The organism is Vibrio sp. R15-SG3-ISO1B (assembly GCF_059833835.1).
Genome location: NZ_JCBDGG010000051.1, coordinates 92,806 through 118,401, shown reverse-complemented (window position 1 = coordinate 118,401; position 25,596 = coordinate 92,806). Strand labels below are relative to the sequence as shown.

Annotated in this window: 24 protein-coding genes and 13 tRNA genes; 12 read left to right on the top strand and 25 right to left on the bottom strand. The window is 49.7% G+C overall.

All coding sequences use genetic code 11. The annotated features are described in order from the left end of the window. Positions 1 to 85 precede the first annotated feature (85 nt). The 18 genes from AC6R0S_RS16830 to lolB all read right to left on the bottom strand — a co-directional run bounded on the left by AC6R0S_RS16830 (position 86) and on the right by lolB (position 6,219). Positions 86 to 170 (bottom strand) — tRNA-Leu (locus AC6R0S_RS16830). A 29-nt stretch (positions 171 to 199) separates the two neighbouring features. Continuing rightward, positions 200 to 284 (bottom strand) — tRNA-Leu (locus AC6R0S_RS16825). A 56-nt stretch (positions 285 to 340) separates the two neighbouring features. Next, positions 341 to 417: transfer RNA gene (locus AC6R0S_RS16820), tRNA-Met, on the bottom strand. Between the two features lie 16 nt (positions 418 to 433). Continuing rightward, positions 434 to 518: transfer RNA gene (locus AC6R0S_RS16815), tRNA-Leu, on the bottom strand. Between the two features lie 65 nt (positions 519 to 583). Then, positions 584 to 658 (bottom strand) — tRNA-Gln (locus AC6R0S_RS16810). A gap of 27 nt (positions 659 to 685) precedes the next feature. Then, positions 686 to 770, bottom strand: a tRNA-Leu gene (locus tag AC6R0S_RS16805). Between the two features lie 75 nt (positions 771 to 845). Next, positions 846 to 920 (bottom strand) — tRNA-Gln (locus AC6R0S_RS16800). Positions 921 to 945: 25 nt separating this feature from the next. Next, a tRNA-Leu gene (locus AC6R0S_RS16795) sits at positions 946 to 1,030 on the bottom strand. A 29-nt stretch (positions 1,031 to 1,059) separates the two neighbouring features. Next, positions 1,060 to 1,144: transfer RNA gene (locus AC6R0S_RS16790), tRNA-Leu, on the bottom strand. 56 nt (positions 1,145 to 1,200) lie between these two features. Beyond that, positions 1,201 to 1,277, bottom strand: a tRNA-Met gene (locus AC6R0S_RS16785). A 78-nt stretch (positions 1,278 to 1,355) separates the two neighbouring features. Beyond that, positions 1,356 to 1,430, bottom strand: a tRNA-Gln gene (locus AC6R0S_RS16780). A gap of 27 nt (positions 1,431 to 1,457) precedes the next feature. Beyond that, positions 1,458 to 1,542 (bottom strand) — tRNA-Leu (locus AC6R0S_RS16775). A gap of 65 nt (positions 1,543 to 1,607) precedes the next feature. Then, positions 1,608 to 1,684: transfer RNA gene (locus AC6R0S_RS16770), tRNA-Met, on the bottom strand. 275 nt (positions 1,685 to 1,959) lie between these two features. Beyond that, positions 1,960 to 3,051, bottom strand: coding sequence for a redox-regulated ATPase YchF (gene ychF, locus AC6R0S_RS16765; protein WP_334551179.1), 1,092 nt, complete (start codon positions 3,049 to 3,051; stop codon positions 1,960 to 1,962). A 10-nt stretch (positions 3,052 to 3,061) separates the two neighbouring features. Continuing rightward, on the bottom strand, positions 3,062 to 3,652 hold the full coding sequence (gene pth, locus AC6R0S_RS16760) for an aminoacyl-tRNA hydrolase (protein ID WP_334551178.1): 591 nt from the start codon (positions 3,650 to 3,652) through the stop codon (positions 3,062 to 3,064). A gap of 110 nt (positions 3,653 to 3,762) precedes the next feature. Beyond that, a complete protein-coding gene (locus AC6R0S_RS16755) occupies positions 3,763 to 4,707 on the bottom strand; it encodes a ribose-phosphate pyrophosphokinase (protein ID WP_038133791.1) in 945 nt (314 codons plus the stop codon). A gap of 28 nt (positions 4,708 to 4,735) precedes the next feature. Then, positions 4,736 to 5,608, bottom strand: coding sequence for a 4-(cytidine 5'-diphospho)-2-C-methyl-D-erythritol kinase (ispE, locus tag AC6R0S_RS16750; RefSeq protein WP_487903618.1), 873 nt, complete (start codon positions 5,606 to 5,608; stop codon positions 4,736 to 4,738). Continuing rightward, positions 5,608 to 6,219: a lipoprotein insertase outer membrane protein LolB gene (gene lolB, locus AC6R0S_RS16745; RefSeq protein WP_334551489.1), complete on the bottom strand. Its 612-nt coding sequence runs from the start codon at positions 6,217 to 6,219 to the stop codon at positions 5,608 to 5,610. Before lolB ends, ispE begins: the two co-directional genes overlap by 1 nt. A gap of 163 nt (positions 6,220 to 6,382) precedes the next feature. Here lolB and hemA point away from each other — a divergent pair, with 163 nt between their 5' ends. The 8 genes from hemA to ybaK all read left to right on the top strand — a co-directional run bounded on the left by hemA (position 6,383) and on the right by ybaK (position 14,485). Then, positions 6,383 to 7,639, top strand: coding sequence for a glutamyl-tRNA reductase (hemA, locus tag AC6R0S_RS16740; RefSeq protein ID WP_500638407.1), 1,257 nt, complete (start codon positions 6,383 to 6,385; stop codon positions 7,637 to 7,639). A gap of 67 nt (positions 7,640 to 7,706) precedes the next feature. After that, complete coding sequence (gene prfA / locus AC6R0S_RS16735) at positions 7,707 to 8,795, top strand: peptide chain release factor 1 (protein ID WP_334551174.1); 1,089 nt, start codon at positions 7,707 to 7,709, stop codon at positions 8,793 to 8,795. A 37-nt stretch (positions 8,796 to 8,832) separates the two neighbouring features. Next, the gene (gene prmC, locus AC6R0S_RS16730) at positions 8,833 to 9,690 is read left to right on the top strand and encodes a peptide chain release factor N(5)-glutamine methyltransferase (protein ID WP_500631843.1); all 858 of its coding nucleotides are present in this window, start codon (positions 8,833 to 8,835) and stop codon (positions 9,688 to 9,690) included. A 23-nt stretch (positions 9,691 to 9,713) separates the two neighbouring features. Further along, positions 9,714 to 10,097, top strand: coding sequence for a SirB2 family protein (locus AC6R0S_RS16725; RefSeq protein ID WP_500638406.1), 384 nt, complete (start codon positions 9,714 to 9,716; stop codon positions 10,095 to 10,097). Positions 10,098 to 10,154: 57 nt separating this feature from the next. Continuing rightward, entirely contained in the window at positions 10,155 to 10,964 is an 810-nt protein-coding gene (locus AC6R0S_RS16720; protein WP_487903621.1) for a SirB1 family protein, read from the top strand. Positions 10,965 to 11,042: 78 nt separating this feature from the next. Next, positions 11,043 to 11,894 carry a 3-deoxy-8-phosphooctulonate synthase gene (gene kdsA, locus AC6R0S_RS16715; protein ID WP_334551169.1) on the top strand — a complete coding sequence of 284 codons (852 nt, stop codon included), beginning with the start codon at positions 11,043 to 11,045 and terminating at the stop codon, positions 11,892 to 11,894. A 379-nt stretch (positions 11,895 to 12,273) separates the two neighbouring features. After that, entirely contained in the window at positions 12,274 to 13,935 is a 1,662-nt protein-coding gene (ushA, locus tag AC6R0S_RS16710; RefSeq protein ID WP_500638405.1) for a bifunctional UDP-sugar hydrolase/5'-nucleotidase UshA, read from the top strand. A 73-nt stretch (positions 13,936 to 14,008) separates the two neighbouring features. Continuing rightward, a complete protein-coding gene (gene ybaK, locus AC6R0S_RS16705; protein ID WP_500638404.1) occupies positions 14,009 to 14,485 on the top strand; it encodes a Cys-tRNA(Pro) deacylase in 477 nt (158 codons plus the stop codon). A gap of 7 nt (positions 14,486 to 14,492) precedes the next feature. On the opposite strand, the gene AC6R0S_RS16700 is transcribed toward ybaK, so the two are convergent. Then, entirely contained in the window at positions 14,493 to 15,743 is a 1,251-nt protein-coding gene (locus tag AC6R0S_RS16700; RefSeq protein WP_500638403.1) for a uracil-xanthine permease family protein, read from the bottom strand. A 331-nt stretch (positions 15,744 to 16,074) separates the two neighbouring features. Here AC6R0S_RS16700 and AC6R0S_RS16695 point away from each other — a divergent pair, with 331 nt between their 5' ends. Continuing rightward, entirely contained in the window at positions 16,075 to 17,361 is a 1,287-nt protein-coding gene (locus AC6R0S_RS16695; RefSeq protein WP_500638402.1) for a DUF2066 domain-containing protein, read from the top strand. A gap of 110 nt (positions 17,362 to 17,471) precedes the next feature. Here AC6R0S_RS16695 and AC6R0S_RS16690 read toward each other — a convergent pair whose 3' ends face one another. Genes AC6R0S_RS16690 through bepA form a run of 4 tightly spaced genes read right to left on the bottom strand, consistent with a single transcriptional unit; the run spans position 17,472 to position 20,340 of the window. Continuing rightward, complete coding sequence (locus AC6R0S_RS16690) at positions 17,472 to 17,912, bottom strand: DUF2069 domain-containing protein (RefSeq protein ID WP_500638401.1); 441 nt, start codon at positions 17,910 to 17,912, stop codon at positions 17,472 to 17,474. A gap of 2 nt (positions 17,913 to 17,914) precedes the next feature. Next, positions 17,915 to 18,487, bottom strand: coding sequence for an NAD(P)H:quinone oxidoreductase (gene wrbA, locus AC6R0S_RS16685; RefSeq protein ID WP_500638400.1), 573 nt, complete (start codon positions 18,485 to 18,487; stop codon positions 17,915 to 17,917). Next, on the bottom strand, positions 18,484 to 18,828 hold the full coding sequence (gene arsC, locus AC6R0S_RS16680; protein WP_500638399.1) for an arsenate reductase (glutaredoxin): 345 nt from the start codon (positions 18,826 to 18,828) through the stop codon (positions 18,484 to 18,486). The genes wrbA and arsC overlap by 4 nt, the downstream gene beginning before the upstream one ends. 36 nt (positions 18,829 to 18,864) lie before the next feature. Beyond that, entirely contained in the window at positions 18,865 to 20,340 is a 1,476-nt protein-coding gene (gene bepA, locus AC6R0S_RS16675) for a beta-barrel assembly-enhancing protease (protein WP_334551160.1), read from the bottom strand. A 253-nt stretch (positions 20,341 to 20,593) separates the two neighbouring features. Between bepA and AC6R0S_RS16670 the strand changes: the two genes are divergently transcribed. The 3 genes from AC6R0S_RS16670 (at position 20,594) to AC6R0S_RS16660 (ending at position 24,187) form a co-directional block, all read left to right on the top strand. Continuing rightward, entirely contained in the window at positions 20,594 to 20,839 is a 246-nt protein-coding gene (locus AC6R0S_RS16670) for a sulfurtransferase TusA family protein (protein WP_500632791.1), read from the top strand. Then, the gene (locus AC6R0S_RS16665) at positions 20,840 to 21,907 is read left to right on the top strand and encodes an AI-2E family transporter (protein WP_334551158.1); all 1,068 of its coding nucleotides are present in this window, start codon (positions 20,840 to 20,842) and stop codon (positions 21,905 to 21,907) included. 408 nt (positions 21,908 to 22,315) lie between these two features. Continuing rightward, positions 22,316 to 24,187, top strand: coding sequence for a methyl-accepting chemotaxis protein (locus AC6R0S_RS16660; RefSeq protein WP_500638398.1), 1,872 nt, complete (start codon positions 22,316 to 22,318; stop codon positions 24,185 to 24,187). A gap of 115 nt (positions 24,188 to 24,302) precedes the next feature. Here the strand turns inward: AC6R0S_RS16660 and bcp are convergent, their stop codons facing one another. Beyond that, positions 24,303 to 24,773: a thioredoxin-dependent thiol peroxidase gene (gene bcp, locus AC6R0S_RS16655; RefSeq protein WP_500638397.1), complete on the bottom strand. Its 471-nt coding sequence runs from the start codon at positions 24,771 to 24,773 to the stop codon at positions 24,303 to 24,305. Between the two features lie 14 nt (positions 24,774 to 24,787). Next, positions 24,788 to 25,330 carry a glycine cleavage system transcriptional repressor gene (locus AC6R0S_RS16650; protein ID WP_500625749.1) on the bottom strand — a complete coding sequence of 181 codons (543 nt, stop codon included), beginning with the start codon at positions 25,328 to 25,330 and terminating at the stop codon, positions 24,788 to 24,790. Positions 25,331 to 25,596 lie beyond the last annotated feature (266 nt).

The following is a 25,596-nucleotide window of genomic DNA, read 5'->3' as shown; positions in this document are numbered from 1 at the left end:
GATTCGAACCAGGGAATGGCGGCATCAAAAGCCGCTGCCTTACCGCTTGGCGATAGCCCTACAAGATTCTAATGAATCTGAATAATGGTGCGGAAAGAGAGACTTGAACTCTCACACCTTGCGGCGCCAGAACCTAAATCTGGTGCGTCTACCAATTCCGCCATTTCCGCATAATCAAATTCAGAGTTGTTTATCAAGATGGTGCGGAAGGAGAGACTTGAACTCTCACACCTTGCGGCGCCAGAACCTAAATCTGGTGCGTCTACCAATTCCGCCACTTCCGCGTCTTGAACTCTGTACACAACTGATCAATTGGTAAAAATCAGTGGTGTTAATTTAATGGTGGCTACGACGGGATTCGAACCTGTGACCCCATCATTATGAGTGATGTGCTCTAACCAGCTGAGCTACGTAGCCAAACCTGAATTAAGTATGGTGCGGAAGGAGAGACTTGAACTCTCACACCTTGCGGCGCCAGAACCTAAATCTGGTGCGTCTACCAATTCCGCCACTTCCGCATACTTAATGGTGCCTAGAAGGTTTTCTAGACGCTTGTAATGAGAAAACTCACCACAAGAAATAATGGCAGGTCTACCTGGATTCGAACCAGGGAATGGCGGCATCAAAAGCCGCTGCCTTACCGCTTGGCGATAGACCTGCAGGTGATAGCGATGCTATCGAATGATGGTGCGGAAGGAGAGACTTGAACTCTCACACCTTGCGGCGCCAGAACCTAAATCTGGTGCGTCTACCAATTCCGCCACTTCCGCGAATTATAGTGCTCAACTTATCAAACAGGGAGTAAGTTCAGCGGTTTTCAGTCTGGCGAGACTAAAAACAAAATATGGCAGGGCTACCTGGATTCGAACCAGGGAATGGCGGCATCAAAAGCCGCTGCCTTACCGCTTGGCGATAGCCCTACAAGATTCTAATGAATCTGAATAATGGTGCGGAAAGAGAGACTTGAACTCTCACACCTTGCGGCGCCAGAACCTAAATCTGGTGCGTCTACCAATTCCGCCATTTCCGCATAATCAAATTCAGAGTTGTTTATCAAGATGGTGCGGAAGGAGAGACTTGAACTCTCACACCTTGCGGCGCCAGAACCTAAATCTGGTGCGTCTACCAATTCCGCCACTTCCGCGTCTTGAACTCTGTACACAACCGATCAATTGGTAAAAATCAGTAGTGTTGATTTAATGGTGGCTACGACGGGATTCGAACCTGTGACCCCATCATTATGAGTGATGTGCTCTAACCAGCTGAGCTACGTAGCCACTCGTGAGCGAGACAATATAAACCCTCACGCTCTGATAGACAAGCCCTTTATAATAAAAGGCTCAGCTATGTAAAAATGGCAGGTCTACCTGGATTCGAACCAGGGAATGGCGGCATCAAAAGCCGCTGCCTTACCGCTTGGCGATAGACCTGCAGATGATAGCGATGCTATCGAATAATGGTGCGGAAGGAGAGACTTGAACTCTCACACCTTGCGGCGCCAGAACCTAAATCTGGTGCGTCTACCAATTCCGCCACTTCCGCATTATTCTGTCTAGAGTTAGCTCTAGAGGTTTCCAGTCATGTATCATCACTAGAAACAAAATGTATGGTGGCTACGACGGGATTCGAACCTGTGACCCCATCATTATGAGTGATGTGCTCTAACCAGCTGAGCTACGTAGCCACTCTGTGCCCCTTTCGGCTTCGTTTAAAAACGATATGCCTTATTGTCGGGAACGGCGCGCATTATGCGAAGTTGAGGCAGAGGCGTCAATAGTTTTTTTTAATAAATCCGGATAAACCAGCTGTTCGATTCCTTTTTAAACAAAGAGGCGCGTAAACAGGCAAAAACAGGTAACATTTTGGCGTCAATCTCTTTACTTAACTTAGGCTTGCTGGGGGAGAAAACAACAAAGCCAGCAGAGTTGCTGGCTTTTTAAGTCAATCACTTGCGCAATTTTATACGTTAAAGCGAAAGTGGATAACGTCACCATCTTTGACGATGTAGTCTTTGCCTTCTAGACGCCACTTACCGGCCTCTTTTGCACCGCTTTCACCGTTGAACTGGATGTAGTCGTCATAGCCGACAACTTCTGCGCGGATAAAGCCTTTTTCAAAGTCCGTGTGGATCTTACCTGCTGCTTGTGGGGCGGTTGCACCGACAGGGATAGTCCAAGCACGTACCTCTTTGACACCTGCGGTGAAGTAGGTGTGTAGGGTCAAAAGCTCGTAACCAGAGCGGATAACACGGTTTAGACCCGGTTCTTCAATGCCCATATCCGCCAAGAACTCTTCACGATCTTCGTCGTCGAGCTCAGAAAGCTCAGATTCGATCGCTGCGCAGACGGCCACAACCACGTTGTTTTCTTTTTCTGCGTACTCACGTACCGCATCCAGGTACGGGTTGTCCTCAAATCCGTCTTCGTTGACGTTCGCAATATACATGGTTGGCTTGAGCGTTAGGAAGTTGAGGTAACCAATGGCATCCAACTCTTCTTTCGACAACTCAACGGTACGCGCCATACCACCTTCGGTCAGTACTGGGAGTAGCTTCTCTAGGACGGTCAATTCGAATTTCGCGTCTTTGTCGCCGCCTTTGGCTTTTTTAGCGTTACGTTGAATGGCGCGCTCACATGAGTCTAAGTCCGCCATCGCCAGTTCAAGGTTAATGACTTCGATATCTTCGATTGGAGACACTTTACCCGCAACGTGAACGATGTTTTCATTTTCAAAACAGCGAACCACATGGCCAATGGCATCGGTTTCACGAATATTGGCAAGGAATTTATTTCCTAGACCTTCACCGCGAGACGCGCCTGCAACCAAGCCTGCGATATCAACAAACTCCATCGTGGTTGGAAGTATTCTTTGTGGGTTAACGATCTTTGCCAGTGCATCGAGACGAAGATCAGGCACAGGTACCACACCTGTGTTTGGTTCAATGGTACAGAACGGGAAGTTGGCTGCTTCAATACCCGCTTTAGTCAGTGCGTTAAACAGAGTTGATTTACCTACGTTAGGGAGACCAACGATGCCACATTTAAAACCCATGATAGTAACCTTATTCAGCTTTGAACGTGTGTAGACGGTTTTGAGCTTTCGCTAAGCCATCTTTTAAAAGGATGTCTAAACAGCGGACCGATTCATCGGCGGCTGCATCGAGCAGTTCTTGCTCTTTTGCTGGTGCTTTGCCAAGGACAAAACCAGCGACTTTGTCTTTGTGCCCAGGGTGACCAATGCCAATCCTGAGGCGATAGAAATCTTTGTTATTGCCAAGCTTGCTAATGGTGTCACGCAGGCCGTTGTGTCCACCGTGTCCACCGCCTTTTTTAAACTTGGCTACACCAGGTGGCAAGTCGAGCTCATCGTGTGCCACCATGATCTCTTCCGGTTTAATTTGGTAAAACTTTGCCATAGCGGCGACCGCTTTGCCGGAGAGATTCATAAAAGTGGTGGGGATCAGCAGGCGGAGATCTTGACCATTGATCAGTATGCGCCCGGTCATACCGAAGAATTTCGGTTCGTTCTTCAAGGTGACCGTGTGGATACGTGCGAGTTCTTCTACCACCCATGCGCCTGCATTATGGCGAGTTTTGGCGTATTCAGGCCCAGGATTGGCTAGGCCGACAAGAAGTTTGATCGGTTGAGTCAAGGTTAGGATCTCTCTTGCAATCTCAAAAAGCGCAGTATGATAGCACAATTTTATCGCCGCAATAAAAAAACACCCCGTAGGGTGTTTTTACATCGGAGCAAGGCGCGATATTAGTTGAACATCGCCGAGATAGACTCTTCATTGCTGATGCGGCGAATCGCTTCAGCCAGCATGCGAGATAGGCTTAGGCAGGTCACTTTACCGGTCGCTTCCATTTCTTTAGGTAGCGTGATCGAGTCAGTAACGATCACTTGGTCTAGCACTGAGTTACCAATGTTTTGTGCTGCGTTACCAGAGAAAACGGCGTGTGTCGCGTAAGCAAAGACACGTTTCGCGCCGCGCTCTTTTAGCGCTTCTGCTGCTTTACACAGTGTGCCGCCTGTATCGATCATGTCATCGACGATCACGCAGTCGCGACCTTCTACATCACCGATCAGGTTCATCACTTCAGAGACGTTGGCACGCGGACGACGCTTGTCAACGATAGCAATATCGATATCACCCAGTGCTTTTGCTGTTGCGCGAGCGCGAACAACACCGCCAAGGTCTGGAGAAACCACGACAGGGTTCTCTAGGCCGCGAGCCTGCATGTCTTCAAGCAGTACAGGTGTACCGAAGATATTATCAACAGGAACATCGAAGAAGCCTTGGATTTGCTCTGCATGTAGGTCGATAGTTAGAACGCGGTCAACACCGACGTTGGACAGGAAGTCAGCAACAACTTTTGCCGTAATTGGCACGCGAGCAGAACGTACGCGACGGTCTTGGCGAGCGTAACCAAAATAAGGGATAACTGCAGTAATACGGCCCGCTGAAGCGCGGCGCATTGCGTCAATCATCACTACAAGTTCCATTAGGTTGTCGTTGGTCGGTGCGCAGGTAGATTGGATGATGAAAACATCGCTACCACGAACGTTTTCGTTGATTTGTACAGCGACTTCGCCATCAGAAAAACGAGAAACAGTTGCGTCACCAAGGGAGATGTATAGACGATCAGCAATACGTTGGGCTAGTTCAGGTGTAGCGTTACCAGCAAATAGCTTCATATCAGGCACGGTGGAAACCTCAGGGTTGCGTCCAGTTTTAGATAGATTGTGTGTGGGCTAAGCGATACTTAGCCAAAGTCTCGTGTAAAGGCGAAATGTTTTTCCCTTGGGCTACAAAAGCCGAGACGGCGTCAGGTAATTTTTCGAAGACAGATTGTGCCGCATTTTTGCTCGAAAATTCGGCAAAAATGCACGATCCAGTCCCAGTCAATCTTGACGGCGCATATTGTAGCAGCCATGAAAGTTGCTTATCAACCTCTGGGTAAAGCATTCGAACAATTTTTTCGCAATCGTTTCCGTAAGGATCGGCGAGAAGGGTTGTCAGCGCTCGCTTTGGTGAATTTCTGCACAAATCTGGATGGGTGAATATATCCACCGTCGCAATGCTTACGGAGGGTTTGATAACTAAGTACCACTTTTCCTCTGGCGATGCCGGCGTTAGCTGCTCACCCACACCCTCAGCAAAGGCGGCAAAACCTCGGGTGAACACTGGGACATCTGCTCCTAGAGCCAATCCAATCTCGGCGAGAGCATCGTCGCTCAGTTCGGTTTGCCATAAGTGATTGAGCGCGACAAGCGTTGTTGCGGCGTTAGAGGAACCGCCGCCAATGCCACCGCCCATAGGTAAAATTTTGTTGAGTTCGATATGAGCGCCGAGTGGACATTGACTCGCACTTTTCAGTGCCATTGCCGCTTTCCAGATCAAATTGTCCTCTAGCGCAACGCCCTCGATAGCAGGTGAGAGCGTAATGTTTCCACTGTGATTGGCGGTGATGGTTAGCTCATCGCCATACTCAAGGAATTGAAACAGCGTCTGCAGTTCATGGTAACCATTGGCTCGTCGGCCTGTGATGTAGAGAAAGAGATTCAGTTTGGCCGGTGAGGGCCAAGTGGTGGTTTGGGTAATCATCAGTTCAGTGTCCAAGTCGAAATAATGATGTTGATGGTCGTGTCACCTTGGCGAAGGGCAATGCGTTGTGGTAACGGTGTGGGTAGCCCAGCGACGAGCACATCTTGATACCGTTGGTATTCCAACTGCCAGGTTTGGCCGCTGACCGTTTTGGTTAAGGTAGCGAGCGTGTTAGTTGGGTTGAGTGTGTAATCGTCGGCTTGCGTAGGGCGGCCCAATAGCCAGTCATGGAGATAATCAACGGGAATCGACAGACCGGTTAAGTGTTCAATCAGAGTTTGAGCACTCGGCGCTTGAAAGGTTTGCTCATCCATGGTCTCCACTTTGGCCATGGTGGGCGTGTCTTCTAGCAGTAACACGGTTTGGCCGAGGAAGGTGGTCAGCCTGAGGCGATTCGATTCACTGGCATGGTGCCACTGGAAATTGAGCGATTGTCTTTGGTCTGGGGCGATGTAGCCCAGCTTGCCATTGGCTCGGTATTGCTCGATGGCCGCAAGCTGTTGTTGATGAGTTTGCCACTGCACGTTGGTGGTGCTCTCCATCGTCGCACAGCCATTAAGTAACACAAGCGTCATAAGCGCAAGGATTAGGGGTCGCAAATAGAGCGTCATTGCTGATAATTTGTCCGTTTCTTCTGCTGCCATGGGAATCACTATATCATTGATATCACGAACTCATGAAAACATATCCTCAATGCCCTTTCATTAACTTGGGGCATAAAGTAAAATTCCGTCCTCATTTGTTAACTGCCTGATTCAGAGAACCTTCGAATACATGTCTTTGCTTGCTATAGGTATCAATCACAACACGGCCTCAGTGGAACTTCGTGAAAAAGTTGCCTTTGGACCGGAAAAGCTGCCTGAAGCACTCAAGCAACTGAGCGACAATGCCGCCGTCAATGGCAGCGTGATTGTCTCTACCTGTAACCGAACGGAAGTCTACTGCGATGTCAAATCCTCCGGTAAAAGCAAGCTTATTGAGTGGTTATCTCAGTTTCATCAGGTCAGCCCTGAAGAGTTAAAGCCCAGTTTATACATCCATGAAGAGCAGGCCGCTATCAAGCATCTGATGCGTGTTTCGTGCGGGTTAGACTCGCTTGTTTTGGGCGAGCCGCAAATTCTAGGTCAGGTGAAACAAGCGTATGCCGATTCGCGTGAACACCGCTCGGTGGACAGCGCGATGGAGAAGCTGTTTCAAAAAACCTTTTCCGTTGCCAAGCGCGTGCGCACAGAGACGGACATCGGCGGCCAAGCGGTCTCGGTTGCCTACGCCGCTTGTACGTTGGCGAAGCACATTTTCGAATCGCTTGAAGCCTCCACCGTGCTGTTGGTGGGCGCTGGCGAGACGATTGAACTGGTCGCTAAACACCTCTCTGCCAATGGCTGTAAAAAGATGATCGTGGCTAACCGAACCCGAGAGCGGGCCTTGCCACTGGCGCGCGAGTTTGGCGCTGAGATCATCAGTTTGCCCGAGATTCCAGAGCATCTTGGCCGAGCTGACATTGTGATCAGCTCGACGGCTAGCCCGCTACCGATTATCGGCAAAGGCATGGTGGAAAGTGCCATCAAGGCAAGACGTCACCGTCCTATGTTGTTTGTTGATATCGCCGTACCGCGTGATGTTGAATCTCAGGTCGGCGATTTGAGCGATGTGTACCTTTACACCGTCGATGATTTGCAGTCGATCATAGACAGCAACATCGAGCAGCGCAAAGTGGAAGCCATTCAAGCCGAAGCGATTGTCAGCGAAGAGAGCGCGGCGTTTATGTCTTCACTGCGCTCGTTGCAGGCGGTAGATAGCATCCGCGATTATCGCCGCAGCGCGAATGCCATTCGTGAAGAGTTGTTGGCGAAAAGCTTACAAGCATTGGCAACCGGTGCCGATCCTGAAAAACTGCTCCATGAACTCAGCAACAAATTGACCAACCGATTGATTCACGCTCCGACGCGCGCCATGCAAAGTGCTGCGGAGCAGGGCGAGCCTGCAAAGCTTGCTATCATTAGACAAAGTTTAGGCCTAGACGATAACTAGCGGAGTCACTTTGCCGTGCCCTTACGTTATTGATTGTGCCCACTTACCCTATCTTGAGAAATACAATATGAAACCCTCGATTCTAACTAAGCTAGAAACACTGGTTGAACGTTACGAAGAAGTTCAACACTTACTTGGCGATCCGGATGTGATTGGTAACCAAGATAAATTCCGTGCTCTGTCGAAAGAGTACTCGCAACTTGAAGAAGTCACTCAGTGTTTCCAAGCTTACCAACAAGCTCAAGAAGACTTAGTCGCGGCGCAAGATATGGCCAATGAAGACGACGAAGAGATGCGTGAAATGGCGCAAGAAGAGATCTCAGCGGCCAAAGACGCGATTGAGCGTCTGGAAGCGGAGCTGCAGATTCTACTGCTGCCAAAAGATCCTAATGACGATCGCAACTGTTTCCTTGAGATTCGTGCGGGTGCGGGCGGCGATGAAGCGGGCATTTTTGCCGGTGATCTGTTCCGTATGTACAGTAAGTTTGCTGAAAAGAAAGGCTGGCGCATCGAAGTGATGTCTGCCAGTGAAGCCGAGCATGGTGGTTACAAAGAGATGATTGCCAAAGTGAGCGGTGAAGGCGCTTACGGCATCTTGAAATTTGAGTCAGGCGGTCATCGCGTGCAGCGCGTACCGGCAACCGAGTCGCAAGGTCGTGTGCATACCTCAGCATGTACCGTCGCGGTGATGGCGGAAATTCCAGAAGCGGAGATTCCTGAAATCAAAGCGGCAGATCTGAAAATTGATACCTTCCGAGCGTCAGGTGCCGGTGGTCAGCACGTCAACACCACGGACTCGGCGATTCGTATTACTCACTTACCAACAGGCACGGTAGTCGAGTGTCAGGACGAGCGTTCTCAACACAAAAACAAAGCGAAAGCGATGGCGGTGTTGGCGGCGCGCATCATTCAAGCGGAAGAGGCAAAACGTGCGGCTGAAGTGTCAGACACTCGTCGCAACCTGTTGGGTTCAGGGGATCGAAGCGATCGCATTCGTACCTACAACTATCCACAAGGCCGCGTTTCTGATCACCGTATTAACCTGACCATTTACCGTTTGAACGAAGTGATGGAAGGGGATTTGGTGAGCTTGGTTGACCCAGTGATCCAAGAGCACCAAGCGGATCAGTTAGCCGCATTAGCTGAAAACCATTAATGGCATTCCGTTACTACGGAATGGAGATGAGCTTGATATGACGATCACCACGGTGGAACAAGCGCTTGCGCGAGCGACTCAGCAACTTGAGCAAAGCGGCAGTGAGTCGCCAGCGCTTGATGCGGCGGTACTGCTTTGCCACGCGTTGGAGAAACCGCGTTCCTTTTTGTTCACTTGGCCAGAAAAAACACTCGACGACGCGCAGCTTGCCGCTTTAGATGCACTATTAGTGCGCCGCTGCGCGGGAGAGCCTGTGGCGTATATTTTGGGTGAAAGAGAGTTTTGGTCTCTGCCACTACTGGTGTCGCCATCGACCTTGATCCCACGGCCTGATACTGAGCGTTTAGTCGAAATTGCGCTCGATAAAGCGCCAGACATTGAAGGGCCGATTCTGGATTTGGGCACAGGAACGGGCGCCATTGCCTTGGCGCTAGCCAGTGAGTGCCCTCAGCGTAAGGTAATCGGGGTTGACCTCAAGGATGACGCACGCGACTTAGCCACTCGCAACGCAGAGCGTCTTGGCATCACCAATGCTGCGTTCTTAGCGGGTAGTTGGTTCGAACCTATTGAAGCTGGTACGCAGTTTGCTTTGATTGTGTCTAATCCTCCTTATATCGAAGAGAGTGACCCACATTTGACGCAAGGTGATGTGCGGTTTGAGCCTTTGAGTGCGCTAGTGGCTGAGGATGAAGGCCTCGCAGACATCAAATGGATCGCGAGAGCGGCACGCGAGTATTTGCTGTCGAATGGCTGGTTGATGTTTGAGCATGGGTTTGAGCAAGGTAAGGCGGTGCGAGAGATTCTGCAAGCCAATGGCTATCGCCAAATCGACACCCTCAAGGATTACGGCGGTAACGATCGAGTAACCATAGGTTGCCACGTTGCTGACTCATAGAGATAAAAAATAGAGAAGAGAACATGTACGAAGGATTAAAGCATTTTCACCTATTGACCATTGCCATCAGCGCCACGCTGCTTTCGGTACGATTTGCACTGATGATGGCCAACTCAAAGCTACTCGAGAACAAGTTTCTCAAAGTGTTTCCTCACATTAATGACACCTTCTTGCTGTTGTCAGGTATTTATCTGATTGTCATCACGGGCTTCATTCCGTTCACACCAGCGGCCCCATGGTTAACAGAAAAGTTAACCTGCGTGCTGGCGTACATTGCCCTTGGTTTTTTCGCCTTGAAACTGGGCCGAAACAAACTGCTGCGCACGTTCTCCTTTTTGGGCGCGCTCGGGTGGTTGGCGATGGCGGGCAAAGTCGCCGTCACCAAAACGCCGATGTTTTTTGGTTAATCAACCAGAACGAGAAAAACACTAAGATAGACAACAAAGCAGGTGGTTAGGCGAGATATGCTGGAGTTATTTGACGAAGATTTTGATGCAATGGAGCTGGTAGAAGGCGCTTTGGCATTGAATAAGGCCATCAATTCAGACACTCAAGTGGCGTGGGCAGAGGCAGAATTACTTCGTTTGGTTAAAGAAGCTGAGCTGGCGCTAAGCCACGAGTATGATGAGAAGCAACGTTTTGATGCGCTATTGCGACTTTTCTACCATGAGTGGGGATTTCGCGGCGATCAAGATGCCTACTTCGACTCCGCTAATGCTTTTGTCGATAAAGTGCTAAAGCGGCGCAAGGGGATTCCGGTGAGTTTAGGCTCGCTGCTGCTTTATCTTGGCCGTCAACTGGACTTTCCTCTTAAGGCCGTCACGTTTCCTACCCAGTTTTTGCTCAAACTGGAGTGGTTCGGTGAGCCGGCGCGTTACATCAATCCTTTTAATGGCGAGTACGTGTGTGAGCACACGTTGGGCGCTTGGTTGATAGGGCACAGCGGTCCGTTGGCGACACTCAAATCTGAACACCTTAAAGAAGCGGACAATCCAACCGTGATTGGTCGCTGGCTAGCATTGATTAAATCGGCGCTGCTGCGTGAAGAGCGCTACACTTTAGCGTTAAAATGTACCGACTTGGCGCTGACGTTTGTCCCGGATGACCCTTATGAAATCCGCGACCGTGGTTTTATCTATCAGCAGCTTGATTGTCATCAAATTGCACTCAATGATTATCAGTATTTTATTGACCAATGCCCTGATGACCCGGCGTCTGAACTGCTCAAGAGCCAAGTCAACGCGATGAGCGATACGCGCGTCACTTTACACTAGCGCTAGGCGGTGTTTGCCGCCAACGCACACAAACCACTGTGGTTGTTAAGCGCAGTGACTAAATAAAGAGAGAACAAAATGGAACAGAAAATCGTTCAGGTTGGCGATATCCCCGTTGCCAACGACAAGCCGTTTACCCTATTTGCGGGCATGAATGTGCTCGAGTCGCGCGATCTTGCGATGCAAATTTGTGAGCACTACGTGAAGGTCACTGACAAACTTGGTATTCCTTACGTATTTAAAGCCTCTTTCGATAAGGCCAACCGCAGCTCGGTACACTCTTACCGTGGGCCAGGCCTAGAAGAGGGCATGAAGATTTTCCAAGAGCTCAAAGAGACATTTGGCGTAAAAATCATCACGGATGTCCACACTGAAGCGCAAGCTCAGCCTGTTGCCGATGTGGTTGATGTTATTCAGTTGCCTGCGTTTCTTGCGCGTCAAACCGATCTCGTGCAAGCGATGGCGAAAACGGGCGCCGTAATCAATGTCAAGAAACCGCAATTTATGAGTCCAGGTCAAGTGGGCAATATCGTCGAGAAATTTGCTGAGTGTGGCAATGAGCAGGTGATTTTGTGTGAGCGCGGTTCTTGCCACGGCTACGACAACTTGGTGGTGGATATGTTGGGCTTTGGCGTTATGAAAAAAGCCTCCAATGGTAGCCCGATTATTTTCGATGTGACCCATTCATTACAGATGCGTGACCCGTCTGGCGCGGCATCTGGTGGTCGTCGTGAGCAAACGGTCGAGCTTGCGAAAGCCGGCCTTGCAACCGGTATCGCCGGTTTGTTTATCGAGGCTCACCCTGATCCAGATAAGGCGCGTTGCGACGGTCCTTCTGCGCTGCCGCTAGATAAACTGGAGCCTTTCTTGGCGCAAATGAAAGCCCTTGATGATTTGATTAAGGGTTTTGCTCCGATCGACATTAAATAGTCTGTCGCGAAAAACATCGATTAAGCCAGCATTTGCTGGCTTTTTTCGTTTATAGGCGGTGAACGTTGGACAATGGGTGCAAAACTGTTGGTTAAACGCTCTCTGTCGCAAAATCAAGCTTGGGAGACCATCAATAAGCTAAACGTTTGCCTGTGATCGCTTGATGCGGCCAATGAAAACTCTGTGGTTTGTTTCATCCTTTCAAGCGAAATAAAGTGATCGATACATCATAAATATGAAAACAGACTGTTGCGCAAGAACCCTTAATTTAAACTAGTTCAAGTTTTACTGTTCTCAGAGCCGTTTTTTGACTCCGTTTAACTCGTTGAGAGCACAGTAATTTCGGCAGTGGAAACCCCCAAGTTCAAAAGGTATGACAATGAAGCAACGCCTGATCGTAAAAAGCGCTATAAGCGCAGCAATTCTGGCAACTCTGGCTGGCTGTGCCACCGCACCGCAGCACGAGTGGGAAGCAGACACAACGTACAAGCTCACCGTCCTTCACACCAATGACCACCACGGTCGTTTTTGGCAGAACAAATACGGCGAGTATGGGATGGCCGCGCGTAAAACTCTGATCGATGAGTTGCGTGCTGATATCACTGCACAAGGCGGCAGCGTGCTGCTGTTGTCTGGTGGTGACATCAACACTGGCGTGCCAGAATCTGACTTGCAAGACGCGGAGCCCGATTTCAAAGGCATGAGCAAAATCGGCTATGATGCGATGGCGCTTGGTAACCACGAGTTTGATAACCCACTTGAGGTGTTGTTCAAGCAAAAAGAGTGGGCCAACTTCCCAATGCTGTCCGCTAACATCTACGACAAAGCTACGGGCGAGCGTATGTTCCAGGCATACCAGATGTTCAATAAGCAAGGTATTAAGATTGCCGTCATCGGTTTAACTACCGAAGATACGGCGAAAATCGGTAACCCAGAGTTTATTGCTGGCATCGATTTCCGCGACCCGAAAGAAGAAGCGAAGAAGCTGATCGCTGAGCTACAAGAAACGGAAAAGCCAGATCTGATTTTCGCTGTGACTCACATGGGCCACTACGAAGATGGTAAGCGTGGCGTGAACGCACCGGGTGATGTGGCTTTGGCTCGTTACCTAGATGAAGGTTCTCTGGATATGATTGTGGGTGGTCACTCCCAAGAGCCAGTCTGTATGGAAGCGCCAAATGTCGTGAAGAAAAACTTCGCGCCATCCGATGAGTGTAAACCGGACATGCAAAATGGCACCTACATTGTCCAAGCGCACGAGTGGGGCAAATACGTCGGTCGCGCGGACTATGAGTTCCGTAACGGTGAACTGCAGATGGTGAGCTACGACCTGATTCCGGTCAACTTGAAGAAAAAAGTCAAAGTGGATGGCGAATCAAAACGCGTCTTTATCGAAGACGAGATTGCCGAAGACAGCGAACTGCTCGAGTTTTTGCGTCCTTACCAAGAGCAAGGTCAAGCTCAGTTGAATGTGAAGATCGCAGAGACCAATGGCAAGCTGGAAGGGGATCGTAATGTGGTTCGTTTCCAACAGACCAACTTAGGCCGTTTGATCGCGACCTCGCACATGCAACGTGCCAAAGCGGATTTTGCTGTGATGAACTCAGGTGGCGTGCGTGACTCGATTGAAGGCGGTGACGTGACCTACAAAGACGTACTAACGGTTCAGCCGTTTGCCAACATTTTGACCTACACCGATATGTCTGGCCAAGAAGTGTTGGATTACCTCAACGTTGTGGCGACCAAGCCAGTGGACTCTGGCGCTTACGCTCAGTTTGCCGGCATTTCAATGACAGTGGAAAACGGTGAAGTGTCAAACGTGTTTATCGGTGGTAAACAGTTGCGTCTTGACGGCACTTACCGCTTCACAGTACCAAGCTACAATGCTGCAGGGGGCGATGGCTACCCTAAGCTGACGGACCACCCAGGTCACGTCAACACGGGCTTCGTTGATGCAGAAGTGCTCAAAGACTACCTAGAGGCGAACAGCCCAGTAGATGTAAACCAATACGCACCAGCAGGTGAGATGGTTTACAAGTAATTGACCTAACAAGCTAAATCTTATTAACTGAATGCGCAGCCTAGAGCTGCGCTTTTTTATTCTCGGAGTGTGTATGACCCCAGCGATCAATCTTGCTAAAAAACGCAAAATTCCTCATCAAATACACCAGTATCAGCACGACGCGCGTGCCGAGAGTTACGGGCTCGAAGCCGTACAAGCATTAGGGCAAGATCCCAATAGCGTGTTTAAAACTCTACTGTTTTCACTCAATGGTGAGGCGAAAAACCTCGCTGTCGCTGTGATACCTGTTAACCAAAAACTCAATTTGAAGCAGGCGGCAAAAGCGGCAAAGGCTAAAAAAGCAGAGATGGCCGATCCGGCTATTGCGCAAACAGTGACAGGGTATATTGTGGGCGGAATCAGCCCGCTCGGGCAAAAGAAGCGATTGGCGACGTTTATCCATCATAGTGCGTTGGAGCGTGAAACGATCTGTGTCAGTGCAGGTAAGCGAGGGTTGGAAATCGAATTGGCGGCGCAAGATTTGGCAAAGCTGACCCAGGGCCAGTTTGCCAATCTTTGTGAAGGCTGAGCGTGGATTAGCGCGCTTCTTCCTCTTCCATTTGTGCGTTGTCGACGACGTGGTTTTCACCCAGATCTTTTGGAAGAACCAGATTTAGCACAATCGCGACGATACCACAGAGGCTCACGCCTTGGAGACTGAACTCACCGATGCCAAACGCCATACCACCAATACCAAAGACTAAGGTAATGGCAACGATGACAAGGTTACGAGATTTGTGCAAATCGACGTGATTTTTGATTAAGGTGTTCAATCCCACGGTCGCAATTGAGCCAAACAACAGAATCATGATACCGCCCATCACTGGCATAGGGATGGTTTGCAGCGCAGCGCCAAGCTTGCCGACCAACGCAAGGACAATAGCCGTCACTGCAGCATAGGTCATGATCACAGGATTGAAGGCTTTGGTCAGCATAACCGCACCTGTCACCTCTGAGTAGGTGGTGTTGGGTGGCGCACCAAACAGTGATGCCGCCATCGTCGCGACCCCGTCCCCTGCAATCGTGCGATGAAGGCCGGGCTTTTTCAGGTAGTCTTTTCCGGTGACGTTTGAAATGGCCAGCATGTCCCCAACGTGCTCCACCGCTGGCGCGATGGCAACGGGAATCATAAATAGAATGGCGTTAATGTTAAATTCAGGCGCCGTGAAGTTTGGTAGCGCAAACCATGCCGCTTCTTTGACCGGCGTGAAATCGACAATGCCGTAGCCCAAGCTCAGGCAGTATCCCACCACAATGCCCCCCAAAATAGGGGTGAGCTTGAGGAAGCCTTTGGCAAAGACACTCAGTAGAATCGTGGTGAGCAGTGAAACAGAAGAGATTACTAGCGCCGCTTGTCCATCAATCAGTTGGGTGCCATCGCCCCCTTTACCCAGTGCCATATTGACGGCGACGGGCGCCAATCCAAGACCAATCACCATAATGACCGGCCCAACCACAACGGGAGGCAGCAATTTATGGATAATCTCAACCCCACGAAGTTTGATTAGACCACCCATTGCGACATACACCAAGCCAGCGGCCATCAAACCACCCATAGTGGCTGGTACCCCCCAGGTTTGTACTCCGTAAAGGATAGGGGCGATAAAAGCGAAGGAGGAGGCGAGGAAGATGGGAACAGAGCGGCGAGTCATTAATTGAAAGAGTAAGGTACCAAGGCCAGCACCGAAGAGGGCAACGCTAGGGTCGAGTCCCGTCAGCAGCGGGACGAGAACCAGGGCCCCAAACGCAACAAACAGCATTTGTGCGCCTTGAATGGCATTTTTCATGTCGTCATTCCTTTGTAAAGCGGATAGTTTCGGTCTAGTACATAGCGATAGAGCATAGGTACTAAAAATAAAATCGCGAGATTTTAACATTAAAGCAAACGATTGCAATCTGAGCTTGATCAAATATTGCTCGTTTGAATAGGCAGGTGAACTGCGTTTACTCGGTGCTTTGCTATTTTAATCCGTGCGTTGCTGTTTCACTCCGAGAGTGGCTACGAGGAGAGTGTTAGCCATATCGCGCTTGCTGCTGCCAACCGACCGGGAAAGTTGCCCCGCAGCGGATAGTTGCTTATCATCGCTGTTTGTGAATTCGATTAGATGTAGGAAATGTATGCGCCGTTTAGCTTTACTCGCGCTCGGACTGATGGGTTTGCCAGCGATGGCCTTGACCAATGTGGATCTTTACCGAGCTGAAATCGTCATCGATCAAAGCGAGAATAACGCCGATACCCGAGCTCGCGAAGCTGGGATGAAGCAAGTCATCATTCGCGCGTCTGGCGACCCGCAAGCTGCGGATAACGAAGTCGTCAAGAAGGCCCTCTCTCAGAGCGCTCAGTACGTTTCTCAACTCGGCTACGGCAAAATCGGTGAGGAGACCTCACTGCGTATGTCGTTTAGCGGCCCTCATATTCGCTCTCTACTCAGTCAAGCGCAACTGCCGCTTTGGCCAGCAACACGTGCGAACGTTTTAGTTTGGATGGTGGAAGAGACGCCCTACGATCGCACCATCATCTGGGAGCATTCTCGCTCTGAGACACTGGTCAACTTGCAGCAGCAAGCGCGAGAGCGAGGCTTGCCCGTGACCGTACCGGTTGGCGATTTTGATGACGTTACCGGAGTGGCTGTCTCAGACTTGTGGGGCGGCTTTATTCAGCCAGTGGGTCAAGCGAGTCAGCGCTACCCGGTTGATGCTGTCTTAGTGGTGAAAGTGCAAGGCGAATCACTACGTTGGACGTTATACGATCAAAAGCCTGCGACCATAGGGGTGACTCGTCAAGCACCGATTAGCGGCGCCAATAATGGTGCAGATGCGGCGAATAAAATGATTAACCAAATCAGCGACTACTACGCGAAAAAGAGTGCGGTGCTGGTGGCGAGTGAGTCTTCTGAGTCCGTGAAAGCACGCTTTATTGAACTCAATGACGCGATGGGCTTTTTCCAACTTGAGAATAAGCTCAAGGCACTGAGCTCAGTCGCCTCGTTAGACATCATCAAAATTCAAGGCAATCAGGTGACGTTTGATGTCCACTTGCTTGCCAGTGTTGAAGAGTTTGAGCAGCAGGTCTCTGCACTCGAAGTGACGCAACTGGAGACCCAGTTTATTCAAACTGAACCCGAGGTAGGGGAGCTCACGCCAACGTTGCCAGTGCAAGGCAGCGATGAGCTCAATCAGCCTAGCGATACGACGACGGCCGATTCAACTCTTGTGGCGACAGAGAGTTCGCTGGCGGCTTCAGCCCCGCTTATTCAGACTGAAACGGTGCTGCTGTTCCAGTGGCAAGGTAAACCGTATCAACCTGAGCCGCTACTGATCCAGCCAGACAGTGACGTCTCTGCCAACGAAGCAGTGGCAGAGACTGAAGGTGTGGAGATTGAACCTATTGAGGTAGTAGAGTAAACCACATCAAGATTTGAGATGAGAAAGGGGCTGGATGATCCGCCCCTTTTGTCGTTTTTTACCCGGAGTATAAGGGTGAGTTGGCTAGATGGGTGACCATCAGTGTGACCTTATCCCTCAGACTTATCTTCAGTGCCGAATTTAGCACGCTCTTCTTTTTCCACTTTGGACAATCTTTTTAGTTTCATGCCCAACTCTTGTCCCCGTGCTCGTGCATAAAGGATGTTGCCAGCAAACGCGAGACTGGTGAGTAGCAGTTCAACCAGTGCTAAATAACGTTCGCCGTCGTCAATCCAAAGGATGGTCAAAGCGTGCAGGAAGTAGAGCATTAAAACAAAGTTTGCCCATGCGTGTGTATATGGTTTGCCGGCCAAAATCCCTGGCATAGGCAGCAGCAGTGGGATAGCCCAAGCAATCGCGAGTGTGGTGCTGTTGAGGTGAGGGTGAGGCGATAACGATAATTGCCACAGTCCAATCCAAGCGAGCAGCGCCAGATTGCCAAGCAGCGCCATGAAACGGTATCGTTTTGTGGTCGCTTGCATCTCTTGCATGGTTAGAGTTCCTTTAATTGAAGTGCGCAGCGGGCAAGACGTTTGCCGACTTGCTGAGCTAATGCTATTTCGTCTTGCGACAAGGTGCGTGGTTGATGTGTAGTGACCGCACTGGCGCCATAAGGCGTGCCACCAGAGCATGTGGTATGCAGAGCTGGCTCAGAATAAGGAATCCCCAAAATCAACATCCCATGGTGCAGTAGCGGCAACATCATAGACTGCAAGGTGGTTTCTTGGCCGCCGTGCATGGATGAGGATGCGGTGAAGACACAAGCGGGCTTATCAATCAGATCGCCCGCTAGCCATAATGGTGTCGTCTTATCCCAAAAGTGCTTTAACGCACCAGCCATATTGCCAAACCATACAGGGCTGCCCATCGCAAGCCCCGCGCAGTTTTTCAACTCGTCCAGAGTAATAATGGGATCGAGGGGATCATCGCGGCTCTCTATCTCGTTGACGGTGCGAAGCAACGCTTCACAACCGTCAATCGACTCAATGCCTCGCGCAATCTGCTGTGCGAGAGAGCGGGTTGCACCGTGTCGACTGTAGTAGAGGACAATCAGGCGGCAGCTCATAGTAGCTCAAGCACCTGCTCTGGTGGTCGGCCATGTTTGGCATGACCTTTGTTGACAACAATAGGTCGCTCAATCAACTTCGGATGTTCCGCCATTGCGCGAAACAGGGTTTCATCGTCGGCATCGGCCAGTTGCAGCTCTTTGTAAATCTCTTCTTTGGTGCGCATCATGTCACGAACTTCAGAGAAGCCGAGTTGGCTAAAGAGTATCTTGAGTTCATCGACATTTGGGGTTTGATCAAGATATTTGACGATGTGTGGCTCGACACCGTTTTCTTCCAATAGCGCCAGTGTTTGACGGCTTTTTGAGCAGCGAGGGTTGTGATAAATCACGACAGACATAGTTTTTCTCCATTATTGTTATCGTTAGAACTTGTGTTATTGCAGCGCCATAAAGCGATCACGCTGAATCATAAGTTGGTCAATGCGTGCATCGTATCTCGCCTGTTTTAGGCTGCCAAGGTCAGCGAGTTGGCTCGCTTGGGTGTAATACTGAATTGCTTTGTTCCAGTTGGCTTTCAACGCCAAAATCTCCGCACGCGCGGCCAAATCTTCGTCACTGTAACCTAAATGAATGCTGGCTTCCGAGAGCAAGTGCCATCCGTTGACATCATTTGGGTTGTCGTGGGTATAGCGCTGCAATACTTTGGACGCGTCTTGATTCTTATCCATTTGCATCAAGACGTTGGCGTAGTTGATGGTCAGGACGGGGTTATTTGGTGTTGCTTTCAGAGCTTGCTCTAACAGCGTTTTGGCTTTCTCAGGTGTTTTTTGTGCGATATAGAGATCGCTCATCGCATCGAGGTAAAAATGATTGTTCGGTTGCTGCTTATAGAGTTCATGCAGGGTTTTGCTCGCTTCGTCGAGTTGGTTGTTGTCCATTTGTACCAGTGCTCGACCGTATTGGAATGCGCGTTTAATCTCGGGCTCTGCTTTTGCCTCAGTGCGCTCAAACCAATCGAGTGCCGCTTTCGAACTGATACCCGCATAGCGGGCGACGATACGCGCGCGCGCTAAATGATAATCGAGCGACGAATCGACCCGTCTTGCCGGATAGTTTTGTGCACGAGCTCGGCTATCGGTGATGCGATCTTCAGGTAACGGGTGAGTGAGCAGCATTGGCGGTGGCGTACTCGCGTAACGGTACTCATCCGCTAAGCGACTGAAAAAGCGTGGCATGGCGTTGACGTCAAATCCCGCTTTCGCCAGCGTGGCGATGCCAAAGCGATCCGCTTCTTTTTCGTTCGAACGCGTGTAGTTGATTTGGCCCTGCATGCTGCCTGCGGTTGTCGCAGTAATGGCCGCAATTCCCGCTTCTGGCGCCGCAATCGCAAGTAGAAGGGCTCCCGCGAGAGCCGCCATGGTGGCAGGTGAACGTCTGGCTTGATCTTCCATACTGCGCGCTAAATGACGCTGCGTGACGTGAGCGATTTCGTGCGCCACGACGGAGGCGAGTTCACTTTCACTCTGTGCATGCAAAAATAATCCGCTGTGTAACGCGACATAACCACCGAAGAAGGCAAAGGCGTTGATGTTGCGGTCGCGGATCATAAAAAAGGTGAAGGGGGTTTTCACATCGTCCGCATTCGCCACCAATCGATGGCCTAAAGCGTCGATATATTCGTTGAGAACTGGGTCATTGACGATCGGCTGGCCGTTTCTCAACATGCGCATGTAGGCGTCGCCGTATTGCATCTCTTGCGCAATCGTCAAGGTGCCACTGGCGGCAGTACCAATGTCGGGCAAGTCTATTGTGTTGGCATACACAGGTGTAACAGGGCCGAAGCTGGCGGTAGATGTCCCTAAAACAGTCGCTACACACAAGCAAACGATAGAACGCGTACGTTTAAGCATAAATTTCCTGAAATGCTCCGTGGATATTGTCTCGACAGCAAGCTGAGCTGCACTTACTGCTTGGACACCGAGTTTTGCGGTTGGTTTCGAGTGCAATGTCTCGGTGGTCTCCCTGTGTTACCCGTCATTCTCTTAGTTGGTTGAGGGAGAGTCAAATAGCGGTCAAAGTTTGTCTAGCCGCCTCTATTTACACTGTCTCTTTTAAAAAAACACTATACAATACTTCACGATATAATATGCATCGAGCGGAAGAATGGAACCCAATATTTTGGATCTGCGCCAGGAGCGGTGCCCGATGGCGCTGTTATTAGCCAAACGTTACCTCACATCGCTTCATGAGCAGAGTTCAGCATCACTTCTTACCTCTGACCCGCAATCGTTGAAGGATATTCAGCGTTTTGTTACGGCGAAAGGGTGGCAACATGACTGCCAACCCCAAGAAGGCCACTTCGCTTTGCATGTTACTCTTTGTCTAGATGTCACAAGGGAAAACAGTTAAATGCTTGAAATGATCAATCGCTGGTACAAGCGACGCTTCTCTGATCCTCATGCCGTGAGCCTAGTGGCCATACTGCTCTTTGGTTTTATTACTATCTACTTTTTCGGCAACTTGATTGCGCCTTTGTTGGTGGCGATCGTGTTGGCTTATTTACTTGAATGGCCGGTCAATCAGTTGACCCGAGTTGGGCTGCCCCGCACCTTATCGGTGGTGGTGGTGATTCTGGGCTTTATCAGCATTATGCTGGTGGCTGTATTTGGTCTGGTACCAACGATTTGGCAACAGGTCGGCAACCTCATCAATGATATTCCCACCATGTATGTCGGTTTACAAAAAGTCATTGCTGAGTTGCCTAAGCGCTATCCAGAACTTGAGAATTTCCAGATCGTCGAATCTCTGGTGAGCAACACGAAAAATCAAGTATTGGGAATGGGAGAAAGCGTTGTCAAAGGGTCGTTGGCGTCTTTGGTGAGCTTGGCCACATTGGCTGTGTATTTGGTTCTCGTGCCACTGTTGGTGTTTTTCCTATTGAAAGATAAGCAAGAGATGCTAGAGATGGCCAGTGGCGTACTGCCGAGAAATCGTCGTCTCGCCAACAAAGTGTGGCTTGAGATGAATGAGCAGATCTCCAACTACATTCGCGGCAAAGTGATGGAAATCCTGATTGTGGGTGGCGTGAGCTACATTACGTTTGCGATTTTGGATCTGCGTTACGCGGTGTTATTGGCGGTGTCTGTCGGGCTTTCTGTGCTCATTCCTTATATTGGCGCGGCTGCCGTTACCTTGCCAGTGGCTATGGTCGGATTGTTCCAATGGGGATTCACACCACAATTCTACTGGCTGCTGTTGGCTTACGGCATAATCCAAGCGTTAGATGGCAATGTGTTGGTTCCGGTTCTGTTTTCTGAAGCGGTCAACTTACATCCGGTGGCGATCATCGTTGCTGTTTTAGTCTTTGGCGGATTGTGGGGTTTTTGGGGGGTCTTCTTCGCAATTCCTCTGGCCACTTTGGTTAAAGCGGTATGGCGTGCTCTTCCGAGTAGTGAAGAAGAGAATATTATTTCTTAGTAAGTCGTCAGTTGTCGGTGAAATAACGCCGCTAGAGTTAAAACTCTAGCGGCGTTATTTTTTATGCACTATTCATATTAGGGCAGAATTTTATTCGATAAAACCTCGATATTGCCAAGGGAGGTGTACCGAACAAACCCAATGTGGACGAGGCGAGGTTGCATAAGGGCTAGGTGACAAAAAAGTCGACTAGTACTTTTGAATTATCTGGTTTATGCAGCTAGATTTATACAGTTAGGTAGGAGTTGCCTGATAGAGCGATGAAATATTGAAGGGTTGAGTGAAAAAATTCACTCTTTTTGTTTACAAGCTATCGTTTCTATAAGAATTTACTCAAGTCAACGTCAGCACAGTCGATAGATATAACTACAATAATACGAACGACCTATACATTTTTCGAGGGAAGTTATGAGATTTAGTCAAAAGATTGTCGCCGCATCGTCCGCGCTGCTATTTGTGACGGTCGCCCTGTTGTCCGTCCAGCAACTGTCCATTGTGAAAAACGAAGTCGAGGAGCTGGTGGATGTCAGCTTGAGCGAAATCGTTAACGGCGTAAGAAACACGGTGGTGTCCGAGATGGAAGCGAAAAAATCGTTGGCCCGCTCGTCGACTGAAGTGTTGCAGTTAGACCCATTCAATAAAGCACGTGTGAGTGAAATCCTTGAGCAGCCCAATTTGAAATCGAGCTTTCTTGCTGTGGGATATGGTTATGAGTCCGATGGGTCTGTGGTCGAAAACGACGATGGATGGGAAGCGGACTCAAGTTATGACCCTCGCGTTCGTCCTTGGTATAAAGATGCGAAAGCCAAAGGGGCGTTGATTGTCACTGCGCCATACGTGGATGTCTCATCGAAGAAAGTCATTATTTCGATCGGCACGCCAGTGAAAGAAAACGGCAAAATGGTCGCCGGTATGTTCTATGACATGGAACTGGGTGGCTTGGCGGATTTGGTCAACACAGCCAATCTTCATGATGCGGGTTACCTGTTTATTATCTCAGGTGATGGCACGACCATTGCGCACCCTAACTCGGACTTTAACGGCGAGAACTTGTCGACCTACCTGCCTGAAGTAACGCTTCAAGAGGGTGAACAGCGCATCACGCAAGACGGTAAAGATTTCCTTATTAAATTGGCGCATGTTCCCAGTGAAAACTGGTACATTGGCGCGATTGTCGATGAAAGCGTCGCGTTTAAAGCCATCAGCGATATGCGTAATAGCTCGATCATTTACGTGATTATCGGTGTGGTGTTGAGTATTCTTGGCCTGACCTTCCTCATCAAAGTGTTGATGCGCCCACTAGGTACACTCAACGCGGCGATTCAAGATGTGGCATCTGGGCAAGGGGATTTGACCAAACGTCTTGATACCAACACAGATAAAGAGTTTGCCGAGCTTGCGTATGGCTTTAACCAGTTCACGGAAACGTTGCAGCAACAGATTCAACAATCGAAAGCGATCGGTGCAGAGATCCTACGCGGCACAGAGATGACGGTTCAAGGCTCGCACGAATCTGCCGAAGCAATGCGCAGTCAGTTACAAGAGCTTGAACAGTTGGCGACTGCGATGAACGAGATGGCGGTCACCGCGACGGAAGTGGCCAACAATGCACAAGGTGCTGCAGCTGCCGCGCGTGAGGCCGATGAAGCAACGCTTGATGGTACCTCGGTGGTGAGTGACACCACAGCCTCGATCGACATGCTTTCTGCTCGCATCGATCAAGCGGTTGAAGAAGTGCAAGGGCTTGAGTCGGCGACGGCCAACATTGAGACCATTTTGAAGGTCATCAATGACATTGCCGATCAAACCAACCTATTGGCACTGAACGCTGCGATTGAGGCTGCGCGTGCGGGTGAGTCGGGGCGTGGGTTTGCGGTCGTCGCTGATGAAGTTCGAACTCTAGCGCAAAGAACGCAAGAGTCAACGACCGAAATTCGCAACATGATTGAGCAGCTACAAGCAGGCGCGAGCTCAGTGTCGGCCGCCATGAGCGAAAGTAAAGCGACCGCGGTCGACGCTGTGGACAAAGCGCAAGCGGCCGATGGTGCACTGCAACGTATTCGTGATGCGATTCAGCGAATCTCGGATATGAATATGCAAATTGCGTCGGCGGCTGAGCAGCAGAGCTTGGTTGCAGAAGAGATCAACAGCAACACAGTGAAAATCAAAGATCTCTCTACACAGGTGACCAACGCGTCAGAAGAGGCCAGTATTGCCATGCAGGTTCAAACTGAGAACGTGCGAGAGCAAGACGCGATTCTCAACAAGTTCATTGTGTAGTTCCTGCCTTTGATAGTAAAAATGCCAGCATTTCTGCTGGCATTTTTGTCTCTGTAATTTTCTCTATCCAACTTTTTCACGGTAAGGCGCGATGAGTGGGTGGTAAACGCAATCGTTAGGCTTTCTCATTCAGGTAGTTCAGAACCACTTCGTGATGGTCTTTCGTTTTGAACTTGTCGAACACGTGTTCAATCACACCGTCTTCGTTGATTAGGAAGCTAATGCGGTGCAAACCGTCATACACTTTACCCATAAATTTCTTTTCGCCCCACACACCGAACTGCTCGGCGACAGCGTGGTCTTCATCGGAAAGTAAGGCGAAGTTGAGCTCGTCACGTTCGATGAATTTACCGAGTCGTTTCACTGGGTCGATACTTACCCCCAACACTACCACGTTGTGCTTATCTAGCTCGGTTTTCACGTCACGCAGACCTTGTGCTTGAACTGTGCAGCCTGGCGTCATCGCTTTAGGGTAGAAGTAGAACAGCACTTTCTTGCCAGCGAAATCGGACAATGACACGGTATCGCCGTTTTGGTCGAGAAGAGAAAAAGCAGGAGCAGGAGAGCCGGCTTTGAGTGTATTCATGAAGTATTCCTTTCTTACTGACTATTTTTTAGAAAATTAAGTGAGCCTCGAACTTGTAGCTCTTTACATAAAGCGTTGAAGTCTTCTTGTAACTGCATCAGGTTACAACCCGAGTCGACAGAAGCAGAAATAGCGATATGGAACTGGTCTTGCGGCGCTTGAATCTTATCTTTATTGATCGTCTGGGCGCTAAGAGAAGAAAGGCCAATCTCTTTGCTGGCAAAGAACTGGGTGAGCTGTTCCGTTAAGCCCGGTTTATCGTCCGACTCAATGAAGACTTCGACCATATAGCTATTGTCTGACAGAGTGTGAGGAGAAGTACGTTTCATCATGGTGATGAGATCATGTTCCTGGCCAAGTAAAGGCAAGGTGGTCTCGACGCGAGTGATGGCTGCGTTGCTTCCCGACAGCAGCATGATAAGCGTGAATTCACTACCAAATAGCGCAATACGACTATCAACAATGTTGCAACCCGAGTGCGTCACAAGGTGAACGACTTGGTTACAGATGCCTGAGCGGTCTGTCCCTACCGCGGTAATCACCAGATGTTGGTTCATAATGTCACTTCAGTCATTGTTAACTTTGTTAATGAGATAGCTTAGCACAGTTAAAAGGGAGAAAGTTGCGGGATCTGTAGGTTTTCTAATCACCTACATTGAGTGTTTTCACATTGTAGAGTGAAAGCGCGCAGCCTAAGTCAAATCGGGCTGTGGAGTGGTCTAGGTTGGGATAGATTTTACCCAGAATTGCGCCAACGCTAACATATGATAAATATTCACAGATTTAGGTGATTTAAGCGTGACGAACCGCTTGTGTTTTTCAA

Excerpts from the sequence above, each read along its gene's own strand:
- arsC (WP_500638399.1), bottom strand. The coding sequence starts at position 18,828 with ATGTCTGTCGTGATTTATCACAACCCTCGCTGCTCAAAAAGCCGTCAA.
- kdsA (WP_334551169.1), top strand. The coding sequence starts at position 11,043 with ATGGAACAGAAAATCGTTCAGGTTGGCGATATCCCCGTTGCCAACGAC.
- ushA (WP_500638405.1), top strand. The coding sequence starts at position 12,274 with ATGAAGCAACGCCTGATCGTAAAAAGCGCTATAAGCGCAGCAATTCTG.
- bcp (WP_500638397.1), bottom strand. The coding sequence starts at position 24,773 with ATGAATACACTCAAAGCCGGCTCTCCTGCTCCTGCTTTTTCTCTTCTC.
- AC6R0S_RS16690 (WP_500638401.1), bottom strand. The coding sequence starts at position 17,912 with ATGCAAGAGATGCAAGCGACCACAAAACGATACCGTTTCATGGCGCTG.
- bepA (WP_334551160.1), bottom strand. The coding sequence starts at position 20,340 with ATGCTTAAACGTACGCGTTCTATCGTTTGCTTGTGTGTAGCGACTGTT.
- AC6R0S_RS16670 (WP_500632791.1), top strand. The coding sequence starts at position 20,594 with ATGGAACCCAATATTTTGGATCTGCGCCAGGAGCGGTGCCCGATGGCG.
- AC6R0S_RS16695 (WP_500638402.1), top strand. The coding sequence starts at position 16,075 with ATGCGCCGTTTAGCTTTACTCGCGCTCGGACTGATGGGTTTGCCAGCG.
- ispE (WP_487903618.1), bottom strand. The coding sequence starts at position 5,608 with ATGATTACCCAAACCACCACTTGGCCCTCACCGGCCAAACTGAATCTC.
- AC6R0S_RS16665 (WP_334551158.1), top strand. The coding sequence starts at position 20,840 with ATGCTTGAAATGATCAATCGCTGGTACAAGCGACGCTTCTCTGATCCT.
- hemA (WP_500638407.1), top strand. The coding sequence starts at position 6,383 with ATGTCTTTGCTTGCTATAGGTATCAATCACAACACGGCCTCAGTGGAA.
- ybaK (WP_500638404.1), top strand. The coding sequence starts at position 14,009 with ATGACCCCAGCGATCAATCTTGCTAAAAAACGCAAAATTCCTCATCAA.
- prmC (WP_500631843.1), top strand. The coding sequence starts at position 8,833 with ATGACGATCACCACGGTGGAACAAGCGCTTGCGCGAGCGACTCAGCAA.
- ychF (WP_334551179.1), bottom strand. The coding sequence starts at position 3,051 with ATGGGTTTTAAATGTGGCATCGTTGGTCTCCCTAACGTAGGTAAATCA.
- AC6R0S_RS16700 (WP_500638403.1), bottom strand. The coding sequence starts at position 15,743 with ATGAAAAATGCCATTCAAGGCGCACAAATGCTGTTTGTTGCGTTTGGG.
- wrbA (WP_500638400.1), bottom strand. The coding sequence starts at position 18,487 with ATGAGCTGCCGCCTGATTGTCCTCTACTACAGTCGACACGGTGCAACC.
- AC6R0S_RS16650 (WP_500625749.1), bottom strand. The coding sequence starts at position 25,330 with ATGAACCAACATCTGGTGATTACCGCGGTAGGGACAGACCGCTCAGGC.
- lolB (WP_334551489.1), bottom strand. The coding sequence starts at position 6,219 with ATGACGCTCTATTTGCGACCCCTAATCCTTGCGCTTATGACGCTTGTG.
- AC6R0S_RS16725 (WP_500638406.1), top strand. The coding sequence starts at position 9,714 with ATGTACGAAGGATTAAAGCATTTTCACCTATTGACCATTGCCATCAGC.
- AC6R0S_RS16660 (WP_500638398.1), top strand. The coding sequence starts at position 22,316 with ATGAGATTTAGTCAAAAGATTGTCGCCGCATCGTCCGCGCTGCTATTT.
- prfA (WP_334551174.1), top strand. The coding sequence starts at position 7,707 with ATGAAACCCTCGATTCTAACTAAGCTAGAAACACTGGTTGAACGTTAC.
- AC6R0S_RS16720 (WP_487903621.1), top strand. The coding sequence starts at position 10,155 with ATGCTGGAGTTATTTGACGAAGATTTTGATGCAATGGAGCTGGTAGAA.